Annotated in this window: 14 protein-coding genes; 9 read left to right on the forward strand and 5 right to left on the reverse strand. The window is 72.6% G+C overall.

The genetic code is table 11. The features are described 5' to 3' along the window. Positions 1-84: 84 nt before the first annotated feature. A complete protein-coding gene (locus ACFW6B_RS16410) occupies positions 85-1,758 on the reverse strand; it encodes a PucR family transcriptional regulator (RefSeq protein ID WP_386596413.1) in 1,674 nt (557 codons plus the stop codon). Positions 1,759-2,288: 530 nt separating this feature from the next. Between ACFW6B_RS16410 and ACFW6B_RS16415 the strand changes: the two genes are divergently transcribed. From ACFW6B_RS16415 to ACFW6B_RS16435, 5 genes are all read left to right on the forward strand, one after another. Then, entirely contained in the window at positions 2,289-3,179 is an 891-nt protein-coding gene (locus ACFW6B_RS16415) for an FAD binding domain-containing protein (RefSeq protein ID WP_386596415.1), read from the forward strand. Then, positions 3,179-3,781 (forward strand): (2Fe-2S)-binding protein, encoded by a 603-nt coding sequence (locus tag ACFW6B_RS16420; protein ID WP_386596417.1) that lies wholly within the window; start codon positions 3,179-3,181, stop codon positions 3,779-3,781. The genes ACFW6B_RS16415 and ACFW6B_RS16420 overlap by 1 nt, the downstream gene beginning before the upstream one ends. Positions 3,782-3,783: 2 nt before the next feature. Further along, positions 3,784-6,171 (forward strand): xanthine dehydrogenase family protein molybdopterin-binding subunit, encoded by a 2,388-nt coding sequence (locus ACFW6B_RS16425; protein ID WP_386596419.1) that lies wholly within the window; start codon positions 3,784-3,786, stop codon positions 6,169-6,171. Positions 6,172-6,303: 132 nt separating this feature from the next. Next, positions 6,304-7,458 (forward strand): XdhC family protein, encoded by a 1,155-nt coding sequence (locus ACFW6B_RS16430; RefSeq protein ID WP_386596421.1) that lies wholly within the window; start codon positions 6,304-6,306, stop codon positions 7,456-7,458. A 166-nt stretch (positions 7,459-7,624) separates the two neighbouring features. Beyond that, complete coding sequence (locus tag ACFW6B_RS16435; RefSeq protein WP_386596423.1) at positions 7,625-8,800, forward strand: glycoside hydrolase family 6 protein; 1,176 nt, start codon at positions 7,625-7,627, stop codon at positions 8,798-8,800. A 94-nt stretch (positions 8,801-8,894) separates the two neighbouring features. Here the strand turns inward: ACFW6B_RS16435 and ACFW6B_RS16440 are convergent, their stop codons facing one another. The 3 genes from ACFW6B_RS16440 to ACFW6B_RS16450 form a co-directional block, all read right to left on the reverse strand. Beyond that, on the reverse strand, positions 8,895-9,335 hold the full coding sequence (locus tag ACFW6B_RS16440; RefSeq protein WP_386596538.1) for an SRPBCC family protein: 441 nt from the start codon (positions 9,333-9,335) through the stop codon (positions 8,895-8,897). 370 nt (positions 9,336-9,705) lie between these two features. Further along, positions 9,706-11,097, reverse strand: coding sequence for a diacylglycerol/lipid kinase family protein (locus tag ACFW6B_RS16445; RefSeq protein ID WP_386596425.1), 1,392 nt, complete (start codon positions 11,095-11,097; stop codon positions 9,706-9,708). Between the two features lie 288 nt (positions 11,098-11,385). Next, positions 11,386-11,865 carry a winged helix-turn-helix transcriptional regulator gene (locus tag ACFW6B_RS16450; protein WP_386596427.1) on the reverse strand — a complete coding sequence of 160 codons (480 nt, stop codon included), beginning with the start codon at positions 11,863-11,865 and terminating at the stop codon, positions 11,386-11,388. A 147-nt stretch (positions 11,866-12,012) separates the two neighbouring features. Here ACFW6B_RS16450 and ACFW6B_RS16455 point away from each other — a divergent pair, with 147 nt between their 5' ends. The 4 genes from ACFW6B_RS16455 (at position 12,013) to ACFW6B_RS16470 (ending at position 14,860) form a co-directional block, all read left to right on the forward strand. Further along, positions 12,013-12,498: a PaaI family thioesterase gene (locus tag ACFW6B_RS16455; protein WP_386596429.1), complete on the forward strand. Its 486-nt coding sequence runs from the start codon at positions 12,013-12,015 to the stop codon at positions 12,496-12,498. Positions 12,499-12,769: 271 nt separating this feature from the next. Next, the gene (locus ACFW6B_RS16460; protein ID WP_386596431.1) at positions 12,770-13,024 is read left to right on the forward strand and encodes a hypothetical protein; all 255 of its coding nucleotides are present in this window, start codon (positions 12,770-12,772) and stop codon (positions 13,022-13,024) included. 95 nt (positions 13,025-13,119) lie between these two features. Beyond that, entirely contained in the window at positions 13,120-13,398 is a 279-nt protein-coding gene (locus ACFW6B_RS16465) for a hypothetical protein (RefSeq protein WP_386596433.1), read from the forward strand. Positions 13,399-14,164: 766 nt separating this feature from the next. After that, the gene (locus ACFW6B_RS16470) at positions 14,165-14,860 is read left to right on the forward strand and encodes an alpha/beta hydrolase (RefSeq protein WP_386596435.1); all 696 of its coding nucleotides are present in this window, start codon (positions 14,165-14,167) and stop codon (positions 14,858-14,860) included. 245 nt (positions 14,861-15,105) lie between these two features. On the opposite strand, the gene ACFW6B_RS16475 is transcribed toward ACFW6B_RS16470, so the two are convergent. Next, positions 15,106-15,570, reverse strand: coding sequence for a GreA/GreB family elongation factor (locus tag ACFW6B_RS16475; RefSeq protein WP_386596437.1), 465 nt, complete (start codon positions 15,568-15,570; stop codon positions 15,106-15,108). Positions 15,571-15,599: the final 29 nt, after the last annotated feature.

Consider the following 15,599-nt stretch of genomic DNA (forward strand, 5'->3'; position numbering starts at 1 on the left):
GGATCACGGGGCGCGGCCAAGAGGGTAGGTGAAGGATTTCACAAAGTCGTGGGCCGCGCGCGGGGTTGCCCGGGGCTCCTGGACTCAGCTCATCCGCAGTGCCAGGAAGAAGTCCAACTTGTCTTCCAGCCGCGACAGATCACGACTCGTCAACTGTTCGATGCGTCCGACGCGGTAGCGCAGGGTGTTGACGTGGAGGTGAAGCCGGGCCGCGCAGCGCGTCCAGGAGCCGTCGCAGTCCAGGAACGCCTCCAGGGTCGGGATCAGTTCCGCGCGGTGCCGGCCGTCGTACTCGCGCAGCGGGTCCAGCAGCCGGGCGGTGAAGGCGCGGCGCACGTCGTCCGGGACGAACGGCAGCAGCAGGACGTGCGAGGCCAGCTCCTGGTGCCCGGCCGCGCAGACCCGTCCGGGGCGGGCCGCGGCGACCCGGCGGGCGTGCCGTGCCTCCTCCAGCGCGCCGCGCAGCCCCTCGGCGGAGTGGACGGCCGCGCTGACCCCGATGGTGAGCCGGCCGTCGTCGTCCAGACCGGCCGCCAGCGGCTCCCGTACGGCCGCGAGCAGCGTGTCGGCGTGCAGGCCGGGCTCGGAGCCCTCCTCGTCGGAGGGGACCGCCGAAAGGGGGACCAGCGCGACCGCCTCGTCCCCCGTGTGGGCGACGGCGATCCGGTCGGAGTGCTCGGGGCCCGGCGACAGGGGGTCGACGAGGATCTCCTCCAGCAGCGCCTGGGCGACCGGGCCGCCCTCGATCTCGCCGCCGTCCCACTCGACGCGGGCCACCACGACCTGCCAGTGCGGGGCGGTGCCCAGGCCCGGCAGCAGCACCGGCGCCGCCACCCGCAGCCGGGCCGCGATCTCGGCGGGCGCGGCCCCCGCCTGGACCAGTTCCAGGACCTCCTGCGCGAGCCGTCGGCGCACCGTGCGCGCCGCGTCCCGCCGGTCCCGCTCCACCGCGATGAGCTGGGTGACGCCCTGGAGCAGGTCGAGCCGTTCCTCGGGCCAGTCCCCGGCGTCCGCCTCGACGGCGAGCAGCCAGTCGGAGAGCACCGTCTCGCGGACGTCCCGGAAGGCGCCCGTGGCACGCCCCGAGGAGCGGACGGGGAAGAGCGAGTACACCGCCGGGCCCACGGCCACCCGGTGCGGCCCCCGGCGCCCGGTGCGCAGCGCCGACAGATGCGCGGCGGCCAGCTCGGCGCGGGTGCCGGCCGGCAGCGCGCCGCCCGCGAGCTTCGAGCCCGCGACGGGCCGTCCGGCGGGGGAGAGGACCCAGGCGCGCAGGTCGAGGTCGGTGCCGAGGAGATCGAGGACCACGTCGGGGCCGCCGCCCGCCGGGCCCGAGGTCATCATCCGCCGGTGCCGCTCGACCACGGCGGCCAGATCCCCGGCGCGCTCGCCCGAGACCTGGCGCACGACGTGCTCGGTGATCGTGGCGAAGGCGACCGACTCGTTCACGGCGAACAGCGGCAGGCGGTGCCGGGCGCAGGCCACGATCAGGTCGTCGGGGATGTCGCCGAGCTCCGCCTCGCCCGCGGCCAGGGCCGCGACCCCGGTGCCCGCCAGGATGCGGACGAACGGTTCGGAGTCCTCGGCGTCGTGCCGCCAGGCGAGACCGGTGAGGACCAGCTCGCCGCCCGAGAGGTAGCGGCTCGGGTCCTTGAGGTCGGTGGTCATCACACCGCGTACGGTGCGGTCGAGCTCGTCCTCGCCGCCGAGCAGCCGCAGGCCCAGCGCGTCCGTGTCCAGCAGTGCGCGCAGCCGCATTCTCGTCGCCGCCGTTCTTTGTCTCGAAATCTACGATGGATCAGTGGTGAGGCCCGTCGGCGTCCCGGGCTCCGCGGAGCGGTCCGCGGGTTCCGGCCACCGGCGGTACCGGCCCCGGGGCCTTCGGTCTCCATCGGCCCGCGTCCCCGCTTCCCAGGGGCCGCGGCCCTGTTCCCGGAGGATCGGCCGTCCGTTTCCGGAGGGCCGTGTCCCTGTTCCCGGAGGGCAGGCCGTCTGTTCCCGGAAGGCCGACCGTCTGTTTCCAGAGGGCCGGCCATCTGTTTCCAGAGGGCCGACCATCTGTTTCCAGAGGAAAACGAAGAGGTTGCTGATGGCCTCGTTTCATACGAATCTACAAGATGCGCGCGCTGGCCAGCGAACTCCTTCATGGTTTCGGTGACTGACCGCGGTGCCGGAGTCCGCTGTGTACTGACCCCACTCCGCTGTTGAGACCTCTTGTGCGAGCCGATGACGCCGCACCCGATCTGGCTCGATCACCACGCCCACGACACGAATGAAGAGAGCCACTCATGGACTTCCTTCGCCCCGCCGGCTGGGAGGAGGCGCTCGCCGCGAAGGCCGAGCACCCCACGGCCGTGCCGATCGCGGGGGGCACCGACGTGATGGTCGAGATCAACTTCGATCACCGCAGGCCCGAGTACCTCCTCGACCTGAACCGCATCGGAGAGCTGAGCGAGTGGGAGGTCGGCGACGAGAGCGTGCGCCTCGGCGCCTCCGTCCCGTACACCCGGATCATGGAGAACCTGCGCCGTGAGCTTCCCGGACTGGCGCTCGCCTCCCACACGGTCGCCTCCCCGCAGATCCGCAACCGCGGCGGCGTCGGCGGCAACCTCGGCACCGCCTCCCCGGCCGGTGACGCCCACCCCGCACTCCTCGCGGCGGGCGCCGAGGTCGAGGTCGAGTCGGTGCGCGGTTCACGGCTGATCCCGATCGACGACTTCTACACCGGCGTGAAGCGCAACGCGCTCGCGCCGGACGAGCTGATCCGCGCCGTCCGCGTCAGGAAGGCGGACGGGCCTCAGCAGTTCTCCAAGGTCGGCACCCGCAACGCGATGGTGATCGCGGTGTGCGCCTTCGGCCTGGCCCTGCACCCCGAGACCCGTACGGTCCGCACCGGCATCGGCTCGGCCGCGCCGACCCCGGTCCGCGCGAAGGCCGCCGAGGAGTTCCTGAACGCGGCGCTCGACGAGGGCGGCTTCTGGGACAACGGGAAGGTCATCACGCCGTCGGTGGCCAGGCAGTTCGCCGCGCTGTGCTCCGCGGCCTGCAACCCGATCGACGACGTCCGCGGTACGGCGGGCTACCGCCGCCACGCGGTCGGTGTCATGGCCCGTCGCACGCTGACCTGGACCTGGGAGTCCTACCGCGGTACCGCCGCCCGCACGGAAGGAGTCGCGTGATGCGTGTCAGCTTCACGGTCAACGGCCGTCGGCAGGAGGCCGACGACGTCTGGGAGGGCGAGAGCCTGCTGTACGTCCTGCGTGAGCGTCTCGGCCTGCCCGGCTCCAAGAACGCCTGCGAGCAGGGCGAGTGCGGCTCCTGCACCGTCCGCCTGGACGGCGTGCCCGTGTGCGCCTGCCTGGTCGCCGCCGGCCAGGCCGAGGGCCGCGAGGTCGTCACCGTCGAGGGGCTGGCCGACTTCGCCAAGCAGCGTGCCGAGCAAGCCGGTTGCGTGACGGGAGCGTGCGACACGCCCGAGTCCTCGGGTGTTTCGCTCGACGAGGCCCGGGGCTGGGCCGCCAAGGGCCACGACTCGCAGGCCGGCGAGGGAACCGAACTCTCGCCCGTCCAGCAGGCGTTCATCGACGCCGGAGCCGTCCAGTGCGGCTTCTGCACCCCGGGTCTGCTGATCGCGGCGGACGAGATGCTGGAGCGCACCCCGAACCCGAGCGACGCGGACATCCGCGAGGCGCTCTCGGGCAACCTGTGCCGCTGCACCGGCTACGAGAAGATCATGGACGCGGTCCGCCTCGCGGCCGCCCGGCAGTCCGAGGCGGTCTGACCATGGGAACGACCGGCACACCCACGAACATCACCCAGGGCTCCGGGACCAGGGGCGGCATCGGCGAGTCCACCCTCCGCCCCGACGGCACCCTCAAGGTCACCGGAGAGTTCGCGTACTCCTCCGACATGTGGCACGAGGACATGCTGTGGGGCCAGATCCTGCGCTCCACCGTCGCCCACGCCGAGATCGTGTCCATCGACACGGCCGAGGCCCTGGCCACCCCCGGTGTGTACGCCGTCATGACGTACGACGACCTGCCCACCGACGTGCGCCACTACGGCCTGGAGATCCAGGACACCCCGGTCCTCGCGCACGGCAAGGTGCGCCACCACGGCGAGCCCGTCGCCATCGTCGCCGCCGACCACCCCGAGACCGCCCGCCGCGCCGCCGCGAAGATCAAGGTGGAGTACCGCGAGCTGCCGGTGATCACGGACGAGGCGTCCGCGACCGCGCCCGGCGCGGTCCTCGTCCACGAGGGCCGCACCGACCACCACATCGGCCACGTCCCGCACCCCAACATCCTCCATCGCCAGCCCATCGTCCGCGGCGACGCCGAACGGGCCGCGCGCCGGGCCGACTTCGTCGTCCGGGGCCAGTACACCTTCGGCATGCAGGACCAGGCCTTCCTCGGGCCCGAGTCCGGACTCGCCGTACCCGCGGAGGACGGCGGGGTCGAGCTCTACATCGCCACCCAGTGGCTGCACTCCGACCTGCGCCAGATCGCCCCGGTGCTCGGCCTGCCCGAGGACAAGGTCCGGATGACCCTCTCCGGGGTCGGCGGCGCGTTCGGCGGCCGCGAGGACCTGTCGATGCAGATCCACGCCTGCCTGCTGGCCCTGCGCACCGGCAAGCCCGTCAAGATCGTCTACAACCGCTTCGAGTCCTTCTTCGGACACGTCCACCGCCACCCCGCCAAACTCACCTACGAGCACGGGGCCACCAAGGACGGCAAGCTCACCCACGTCAAGGCGCGGATCGTGCTCGACGGCGGCGCGTACGCGTCGGCCTCCCCGGCGGTCGTCGGCAACGCCTCCTCGCTCGGCGTCGGCCCGTACGTGGTCGACGACGTCGACATCGAGGCCCTCGCGCTCTACACCAACAACCCGCCCTGCGGCGCCATGCGCGGCTTCGGCGCGGTCCAGGCGTGCTTCGCCTACGAGGCCCAGATGGACAGGCTCGCCGACGAGGTGGGCATGGACCGGGTCGAGTTCCGCCGGCTCAACGCGATGGAGCAGGGCTCGCTCCTGCCGACCGGGCAGCGTGTCGACTCGCCGGCCCCGGTCGCCGAACTCCTGCGCCGCGTCAAGGCGATGCCGCTCCCGCCCGAGCGGCAGTGGCTCTCGGCGGGCGAGGAGGCGGACGTACGGCAGCTGCCCGGCGGTCTGTCCAACACCACGCACGGCGAGGGCGTCGTCCGCGGGATCGGGTACGCCGTCGGCATCAAGAACGTCGGCTTCTCCGAGGGGTTCGACGACTACTCGACCGCCCGGGTCCGCATGGAGGTCGTCGGCGGCGTGCCCGTCGCGACCGTGCACACCGCGATGGCGGAGGTCGGCCAGGGCGGTGTCACCGTCCACGCGCAGATCGCCCGCACCGAACTGGGCGTCGCCCAGGTGACCATCCAGCCGGCCGACACCCGTGTGGGCAGCGCCGGTTCGACGTCCGCCTCACGTCAGACGTACGTCACCGGCGGCGCCGTCAAGAACTCCTGCGAGCTGGTCCGCGAGAAGGTCCTGGAGATCGGCCGCCGCAAGTTCGGCACGTACCACCCGGCGTGGGCCACGGCCGAACTCCTCCTGGAGGGCGGCAAGGTCGTCACCGACGGCGGCGAGGTCCTCGCCGATCTCGCCGACGTGCTGGAGGACGAGGCCGTCGAGGTCGAGGCCGAGTGGCGGCACCGGCCCACCGAACCCTTCGACCTGCGCACCGGGCAGGGCAACGGGCACGTCCAGTACTCCTTCGCCGCGCACCGCGCCGTCGTCGAGGTGGACACCGAACTCGGGCTGGTCAAGGTCGTCGAACTGGCCTGTGCCCAGGACGTCGGCAAGGCGCTCAACCCGCTGTCCGTCGTCGGCCAGATCCAGGGCGGCACCACCCAGGGCCTGGGCGTCGCGGTCATGGAGGAGATCATCGTCGACCCGAGGACGGCGAAGGTGAAGAACCCCTCCTTCACGGACTACCTGATCCCCACCATCCTCGACACGCCGACCATCCCCGTCGACGTGCTCGAACTCGCCGACGACCACGCCCCCTACGGCCTCCGCGGCGTCGGCGAGGCCCCGACCCTGTCGTCCACCCCGGCCGTCCTCGCGGCGATCCGGGACGCGACGGGTCTGGAGCTCGCCCGGACCCCGGTACGCCCCGAACACCTCACGGGAACTGCCTAGGCGCCGGGCGCTCCTCCCGCTTCCCGGAGCCCTCCCGGAGCGTCCCCCGGTTCGACCACCGCGGGCGTGGCGGCCGGCCCGGCGTCCGCCACCGCACCCCCTCCCCGCAACCGCCGCCAAGGAGAACGGGACATGCTGGACATCGCCGAAGAACTGCACCGGTGGGTCGAGCAGGGCCGCGACTTCGCCGTCGCCACCGTGGTGGCCGTCGGCGGCAGCGCGCCCCGCAGGCCCGGAGCCGCGCTCGCCGTCGACTCCGACGGCACGGCCGTCGGCTCGGTATCCGGCGGCTGCGTGGAAGGAGCGGTCTACGACCTGTGCCGACAGGCGCTGGAGGACGGCGGGACCGTCCTCGAACGCTTCGGCTACAGCGACGACGACGCCTTCGCGGTCGGCCTGACCTGCGGCGGCGTCATCGACGTCCTGGTCACCCCGGTCCGCTCGCGGGACACCGCCCGCAGGGCCGTGCTCGCGACGGCCCTGGCCGCCGCGGCGGGCGGCGAGGCGGCCGCGCTCGCCCGTGTCGTGAGCGGGCCCGCCGACCTGATGGGGCACGCCCTCGTCGTACGCCCCGACGGCTCGTACGAGGGCGGCTCCGGCGCCCGTCCCGCACTCGACCGCACGGTGGCGGGGGAGGCGGCGGCCCTGCTGGACGCCGGCCGCACCGCCACCGTCGAGATCGGAGAGCAGGGCTCTCGTTGCGGAGCACCGCTCACGGTCCTGGTGGAGTCCTCGGTCCCGCCCCCGCGCATGATCGTCTTCGGTGCCGTCGACTTCGCCTCGGCGCTGGTCCGCGTGGGCAAGTTCCTCGGCCACCGGGTGACGGTGTGCGACGCCCGCCCGGTCTTCGCGACGGCGGCGCGCTTCCCCGAGGCGGACGAGATCGTCGTCGAGTGGCCCCACCGCTATCTGGAGCGCACGGAGGTCGACTCCCGCACCGTCCTGTGCGTCCTCACCCACGACGCCAAGTTCGACGTCCCGCTGCTCCGGCTCGCGCTGCGGCTCCCGGTGGCGTACGTCGGCGCCATGGGCTCGCGCCGCACCCACCTGGACCGCAACGAGCGGCTGCGCGAGGCCGGGGTCACCGAGACGGAGCTGGCCCGCCTCAGGTCGCCCATCGGCCTCGACCTGGGGGCACGGACCCCCGAGGAGACGGCGCTGTCGATCGCCGCGGAGATCGTGGCCGACCGGCGCGGAGGGAGCGGGGCCTCCCTGACCGGGGCGCACACCCCCATCCACCACGACACGCCCCCGGCCTCGGCGCGGCGGATCGGGTCGGTGGCCTGACGGACACGGCCCGGCCGTTCCGCCGTTTCCGGGCGCGTCCTTCCGCGCCCTGTGCTCCTGCCCTTGTTCGTGCTCCGTATTGACGCCCGCCCGTCGCTCGGCGACCCTCCTGTGGGAGCGCTCCCGCAAGTTCCTCGTGACCGTTGCGACCCTGGAGTGGACCCGCATGAGACGACGCACCTTCATCCGGCTCGCCGCCCTGTCCGTCGGGCTCGCCGCCCTCGTCGCCGTGCCCCCGGCGCAGGCCGCGCAGTCCGCGGGGCGCGGACCGTCGCTGTACGTCCCGGACGCCAACCCGGCGGCGTACGAACAGGTCCTCGGTCTCGCCCGGGCGGGCGAGTTCCGTGACGCGGCGGGCATCCTGGCGATGGTGAACACCCCGCAGGCCGTCTGGTTCGGCGACCAGACGCCGGCCGAGGTGGAGAAGGACGTCCGCGCGGTGGTGCGCGACGCGGGCCGTAAGGACGCGATCGCCGTGCTGGCGCTGTACGACATCCCCGGCCGGGACTGCTCCAACTACTCCGCGGGCGGCGCCGCGAACACCGCGGAGTACCAGGCGTGGATCGACGCCGTGGCCCGGGGGATCGGCCGCGGGGACGCGATCGTCACCCTCGAACCCGACTCCCTCGCCCTGCTGCCCTCCGACTGCGGCCAGGACGACGCGCAGGGCACGAGGACGGCCGCGCGCTACACCGAGGTGAACTACGCGGTCGACGCCCTGGAGCCGCTGCGCGGGACGAAGGTCTACCTCGACACCGGGCACCCGGGCTGGCACTCCGTCAACTCCATCGTGCCGCGCCTGGTCCAGGGCGGTGTCGCCCGCGCCTCCGGCTTCTACACCAACGCCTCGAACTACCACACCGACGACGCCGACTCCTGGTACGGCAAGCTGATCTCGTCCTGTCTGGCCTACGCCGACAGCGGTGGTGACGCTGCCCTGTGCCCCAACCAGTGGTGGCCGCGCGCCGACGCGCAGGCATGGCTCGACGCGAACGTGTCGGCCCCGCCGTCCCGGATGAAGCACTTCGTCACGGACTCCAGCCGCAACGGCCGGGGCACCTGGACCCCGCCGCCGGGCAAGTACACCGACGCGCAGGACTGGTGCAACCCGCCGGACCGCGGCCTCGGCGCCCGCCCCACGCTGCGTACCGGCGACCCGCTCCAGGACGCCCGGCTGTGGATCAAGACGCCCGGTGAGTCGGACGGGCTCTGTCTGCGCGGGACCGCGGGGCCAGAGGACCCCGAGCGCGGCACGGTCGACCCGAAGGCGGGCGACTGGTTCCCGCAACAGGCCCTGGAACTCGCCCGGTTGGCCGAACCGCCGCTTCTGCCGGGCACCTGACCCCGGGGAGCCCCCGCCGGGGAGGACTGGTCTCCCGGGACGCCCCGGCGGGGAGGGAAGCCCGGCCGTCGCCTCCCGGGGGTGCGGCCAGGGGTCACCCCCGCCCCAGCAGCCCGTCCATCGCGCGCCCGAACATCCACCGTGCCGACCGGTCCAGCGGCCGGTCGGCGAAGCCGGGCAGGCCGCGCACGCCCAGTTCCTCGCGCCAGACCACCCGCGAACCGCCGCCGCCCGCCGGGTGCACCTCGAACTCGGCCCAGCCCGTGACGAACGTGCCGCGCTTGACCAGCCGGCACGTTCCGGGGCCCCCGCCGTCCGGCGGGTTCCACGCGACGACCTCCATCGGGTCGTCGAACGCGAGCGGCCCGATTCCCGACCGCGCCACGAACAGCGTGCCCTCCCGCGTCGGCGCCGGAGTGCGCACGGTGACCCGGGTCAGCGGGACGACGTCCGCGTGCCGGGGCCAGTCGGTCAGCCGCCGCCAGCTCTCGGCGACGGAGTGCCGGGACACGCGTTCCAGGACGAAGAGGACCACGGCACGATCGTAGGCGCCGGAGAGCCACGGCCCGGAGACGCCCGCTCCGGCGACCGGCCCCGGACCAGGCGCCCCGGTGCCCGGACCTGAAGCCGGACTCCCGGTGACCGGCCCCGCGCTCGACGTCCCGGTGACCGGTCCCGCACCCGACATCCCGATCAGGTCATGGCCACCCACCGGGAGGTCCACGAACCGCTCGCCGGGCCCGTCGAGTCGAAGCGCCGGGAGCCGGGCGACGACACGACGGCCGCGCTCGTCGCGGCCCGCGGCGAGGAGGGGTCCCGGCTCACCGAGTCCGAGTCGGGCCACGGCTGCCGGACACCGCCCGTGCGCTGGAACCGACGGCCCGCGGCGCGCTCCCGCACGGCGCTCAGGAAGTGCCGGACCGCTCCTCCGGCTCCTTCGGCCGCCGCTCCCGCCCCGGTCCGTGGCCGGGGCGGTGCACGCCGGCCGTACGGCTCACGAGCAGGGCCATGGCCATCAGCCGGCGCCAGTCCAGGGCGGGCTGGACCTCGGGGACGCCCGGACGCTTCCTCGGGACCCGCACGCGCAGCGCACCGGGTTCGACACGGCAGCGGACCGGGGTGGGCAGGACCATGGCCTCGCCGTCGACGCCGACCTCCAGTTCGCGGCTGTCGGCGGTCACGACCACCTCGCGCGCGGTGAGGACCGACAGGCCCTGCGGGGCGGGGGAGAGCAGCAGGGCTGCCTCGAGCGCGCTGTCCACCTTGACGCCGAGGACACCGAGCAGTCCCGAGTCCAGCCGTTCGCGCCGTCCCAGGCCCGCCGGATCGTTCGTGCGGTACGGGTTGTTGCTCACCAGCACGGCCTGCGGCGCCCGGAGCGTCGTACCGGCCGCGTGGGCGGTCAGCACGGGTCCCCGCTCACGGGTGAGCAGCTCCGGAAGGAGCTCCAGGATCGTGCCGATCTTGTCGTCCCGGTAGGCGGGGTCCTGCACGACCGCCGCGTACGCGCCGAACGAGGCGTTGTTGACGAACGGGTGCTCACCGGCGAAGCCGAGGTCCACCCGCAGTTCGACCCCGTCGCTCAGCGCGTCCAGGCAGGCGGCGGGGTCGTCGCGGTCGAGGCCGAGGTCCATGGCGAAGTGGTTGCGGGTGCCGGCCGAGACGACGAGGAACGGCAGACCGTGCTCGGCGGCGACGGCCGCGACGAGCGCCTGCGTCCCGTCACCGCCCGCGACGCCGAGCAGGTCCGCTCCGTCGGCGACCGCCCGCCGGGCCAGCTCGGTGACGTCCTGGTGCCGTTCCGGATCGAGGAGCACGACGCGGGCGCCGAGCCGCTCGGCCTTCTCCACGAGGCCGAACCGCTCCACCTTGCCGCCGCCGGAGCGGGGATTCATCAGGACGAACGGCCGTCGCGGCGGCGGGGTGCGCCGTTCTCTCATGGACCGGGCGCGGCCGTGGGCGCTGCGCAGCGCGTAGCGGCCGCACCACACGGCGACGACCCACAGGACGGGGGACAGCAGCAGGGTCCACAGCAGCGTGATCGCGAGGACCACGACGACGGCGAGGGGCAGGACGACGGCGAGCAGCCCCGCGATCCAGCGCACCGGGCCGCGCCGGGTCAGCGCCCACCACAGGGCCGCCGCCGCGACGGCCATCGCGGCGAAGGCGGCGAGCAGGAGCAGGAAGCCGCGTACGCCCCCGAAGGCGAGGGGCAGCGCCACGGCGAGCGCCGCCGCCGTCAGGGAGGCTCTCGCCGCCCACCGTTCGCGGGCCGGTGGCCCCGTCCGTGTGCTCATCGTTCCTCCACCGGTCGGTCCGTCCGGCACCGCGGCCGCCGTCCGAGAGGGCACCGCCGCGCCGGTCACGCGAACCTGATGCCCGTACGGCGGACGTCCATGTCCGACGTGCCGGGACAGCCCTCACGGGGTCACGCTGCCACGAGCCGGGCTCCGGCACCACGAGGCGGCCTGTGTTCCGGCCCGTTTCCTGGCGCGCGTTCCCTCCGGCACCCCGCCCGGAGGCCGGACCGGGTGCCTCCACGACCCCGGGGCCGGGTCGGCCGCCGCCTTCACGGGCCGGTGCCCTCACCGGCCGGAGGGGTCCGTCCGCCGCGCCGACGGGCCCGGGCGGGTGCGGGCCTCCGGCGGGATCAGCGTGCCGTGCCCGGCCCCGCACACGACCGCCGTGCGCACCTGCTCGCCGCAGTCCGCGTGCACGACCTCCAGCGGCGGCCCCTCGGGATCCGCTGTGTAGCGGTCGCCCCACTGCTTGAGGGCGATCATGACGGGCCACAGGTCCCAGCCCTTGCGGGTGAGCCGGTACTCGTTGCGGGTGCGGCTGCCGGGCTCGCTGTACGGCACGGTGTCCAGGATTCCGGCCGCGACCAGCTTGCGCAGCCGGTCCGACAGCACGCTGTCGGAGAGCCCCACATGACGCCGGAAGTCGTCGAAGCGCCGTACGCCGTTCATCGCGTCCCGCAGGACCAGCATCGACCACTTCTCGCCGATCAGGTCGAGCGTCCGCTGGACCGTGCAGTTGTCGGTACTGGTGTCGAGCCACGTCATGCGCCCCATCGTAGGCTGGCTGTGAGATTGACAGCCAGGTGTGGCGCTGGCTAGTTTCTGCCGTACCTGCTGGCTTCGTAAAACGGAGTCAGGTGTGGAGCCGGACGGCGGAGGGCCGGGCGGCCGAGGCGGGAGAGTGGAAGAACCATGGGCAGGTCTCGTACGTACGACTGGGAGGACCCGGCCGTCACCGCGGCCGCCGTCGCCCGTCACAGCGGTCTCGACTTCCTCCGGGAGATGCAGGCGGGACGGCTTCCCGCGCCGCCGATCTCCGCGACCCTCGGCATGACCCTCGAAGAGGTCGAGCACGGCCGGGTGGTCTTCTCCCTGGTTCCGGGAGAGGAGCACTACAATCCCATCGGAAGCGTCCACGGGGGCATCTTCGCCACCCTGCTGGACTCCGCGGCGGGCTGCGCGGTGCAGTCCGTGCTGCCCCGGGGCACCGGGTACACCTCGCTCGACCTGAACGTGAAGTTCCTGCGGCCGGTCACCGTGGACACCGGCAGGGTCCGCGCGGTCGGCACCGTCCTCAACAGCGGCCGTCGTACGGCGCTCGCCCAGGCTGAGCTCTTCGACGAGTCCGACAGGCTGCTCGCCCACACCACCAGCAGCTGCCTGCTGTTCTCGGTCTGACCGCCCGGCCGCCGGGCTGTCCGGCTGTCCGCCCGGCCGACCGTCCGGCGTTCCTCGCGCGGGTCCGCAGGTCCGCGGGGCGTGCGGGTCCGGGGCGGGTCGTGTCCGTTTTCCGGGGTTCGGCAACGCCCGCCTCCCCTCGGCGAGTTCCGCCTTCCGTGAGGAATAACCGCAGGCCAGGACCTTTGCGGCGTGGATGCCCGCTCCGGTTGCGGAGCAATAGGCACCGCGAAATGGTGGAAAGGACCAGCCGCCGCACCGGGAGCTGTCCATGTTGATGTCGTCCCACGGTTTCGGCTCGTCCGACCCCTTCGGTGAACCGTTGAACCCGGCCGCACGGCGCGCCCGGCGGGACGGGACGTCGGATCTCGACACGGAGCACCTGCTGCAGGCCGCCACGAAGGCCGAACCCGCGCGCTCGCTGTCGGCCCGAGCGGACAACACCGCCTCTGACGAAGGGCTTTCGGGCGACGGCGCCGAGGTGGGGCGGGAGAGCGCGGAGCTGGCCAGCGGTACACCGAAGTGACCGACGCACGACGAAGGACGGGACGGAGGACTCCTGCACACCGAGGACGTACCCGGGCGCGCGAGACGCCGGGTAGTCGTTTGAGGAGGCTGCGCATGACGCACCACAAGTCCAACCGGGCCGTCGAAGGCGATCCGGAGCACGCCCACAACAGGGGAATGCCCCTGCGGAGCGACGACGACGAGCTTCACGCACGCGTGGTCCGCGAGCGGCGGGAAGCCGGACTGCTCGGCGGACCCATGGATGATCCCGAGGCTGCTTACCGGCGGGAGCGCGTGGAGATCGACCTGGAGGTGGGGTCCGGCCGGATCCCGACGGGCGATGTCACCCGGCGGGCCAGGGCCCCTTACCCGCCCTCCAGTTACGGGGATTGAACTCACCACGAGGCACGGACGCACCGGGGGACTCCGGATCGCGGGTCCTCCGGCCGTCCGCCGCCGACAGGCCCTGGCGCGGCATCGAGCCGCGGCGGAACCACCCGGCGACCTAGTAGAAGCGCTCGCGGGCGCACCACCCCATCAGCCGTCCGTGGCCCCAGCCCTGCTCGGGGACCCTCACTCTCGTGAAGAACTTGACGGCTCCGGCTGATGGGGAGGTGGCCCTGAGGATGACTCGAATCACGGAACGGTATGGCGAGCGGGTCCGCGACGGCAGGGGCCAGAACACGTCCCTCTTGTCGAAGCACTCACGGTGCTGCTTACAGCACAGATGTCCAGCCCGGCCCCTGCCTGGACTGACCAACAGCCAACCCATGTGCCTATTGGGCTCACGCCTCCCGGAAGAACCGCGCTTACCTGCGGCGAGGCGGGATTCCCTGCACATCCCGGACAAGGTGGATCAAGCCCGTAACCGCAAGGAACGCGGCTCGCGCGGCGGCTGACCGCCGAAGTCCGACCCGCAGGACTGCAAGGCCCGGCACGCGGTCGAGCGTGGCATCAATCACCTCAAAAGGTACCGGGCCATGGCTACGCGATACGACGAACTCGCCGTCCGCTATGAAGCCACCGTCCTCATCGCCGCCATCGGCGAATGGCTGTGAACGGCCGTACTGTGACGGCGCGTGAGCTTCATCGAAGCGAAGCGTTCTGCTGTCAGCCAAGACCGTCGCGCCTCCGATGACATGGGCGACAGGATCGTCACATGCAGCCGATCTTCGTTCTCGTGCACAGCCCGTCCGTAGGTCCCTCGACCTGGCACCCTGTGGCCGAACACCTGACGGCGGCGGGATACCAGGTACGGGTGCCGTCCTTGCTGCACATAGGCGCCGGTGCTCCGCCCTTCTGGCCCCGCATCGTCAGTGCCGTCCGCGACGACCTCCGGCCCATCCCGGCCGACAGCCACCTCACGTTGGTGGCACACAGCAACGTAGGCCTGTTTCTCCCGGCAATTCGCTCGGGCCTCGACCATCCGGTGACAAGCTCGATCTTCGTCGATGCCGCGCTACCGGCCCGGATCGGACCAACCCCTCTTGCCTCACCCGAGATGCTGAGCTTCCTCCGCCCGATGGCCGTGAACGGCAGGCTGCCACGCTGGACCGATTGGTGGGACGAGGCAGACGTCGCACCCATGTTCTCCGATCCGAGGGTGCGGCAGACAGTCATCGAGGAACAGCCCACCCTGCCGCTGTCCTACTACGAGCAGCACATTCCGGTCCCCGACGGCTGGGACGACCATCCCTGCTCCTACCTGCTGTTCGGCCCTCCGTACAACGACCTTGCCGCCGAGGCGCGCGAACGCGGCTGGCGTGTGGCACACCTGCCCGGTGCACACCTCCATCAGATCATCGATCCTGCCGGCACGGCCCGGCACCTCGTCGAACTCGCCACTGCGATCTGATCCACTTCCGATACACGCCCTAAAGGCAATGCCGTTGCTTTACGGATCTGCGGGTTGGGGTCTTGTGATGAGGACGGCTCGTGTGCCGGTGCAGGTGGGCTGGGGCCAGTCATGGTGTCCAGGTCGTTTGAGCCGGTAGTTGGACATCTTGCGTTTCACGACGCGGGGCTGGCTGCGCAGGCGTCTGTTGGGTAGGAGTCGTTCCAGGAGGTCCTGCTCGAGCACCATGATCGACCGGACAGGTCCTAGCCGCCGAGGGAGATCACGGCCGCGCTGCGGGGTCCTTCGGGGGCCCGGAAGTTCACGGTGTCGCCCGGCCGGTGGCCGAGGAGGGCTCGTCCGAGCGGGCTGTCCGCCGTGACGAGCGTCCGGTCCAGCACCGCGGCGCCCTCGCCGATCTGGACGGTGTCCGTCGTGCCGTCCGAGAACCGGACGGTGACCGTGCTGCCCACGCCGACCCTGTCCGTGGGCGGCGGACCCGTCACCTCGGCCTGCGCGAGCCGCGTCGTGATCCGCGCGATCCGGTCGTCCAGGCGCCGCAGATCGTTCGCGCGCTGCAACTCGTCCGCCGCGTCGGCGTGGTCGCCCACCTCCGCGCCCGAGTCCTGCAGGGCCGTCGCGACCGTTTCGCGTTCGGTGCGGAGTTCGGCGAGTTCCCGCTCCAGTGCCTGACGGGCGGCCTCGCTGATCGGTGCCGGTTCGCTGGGCATGCCTGCTCCTCGATGTGCGAGTCGAATCG

The sequence above is a fragment of the Streptomyces sp. NPDC058751 genome (assembly GCF_042746485.1).
GTDB lineage: Bacteria > Actinomycetota > Actinomycetes > Streptomycetales > Streptomycetaceae > Streptomyces.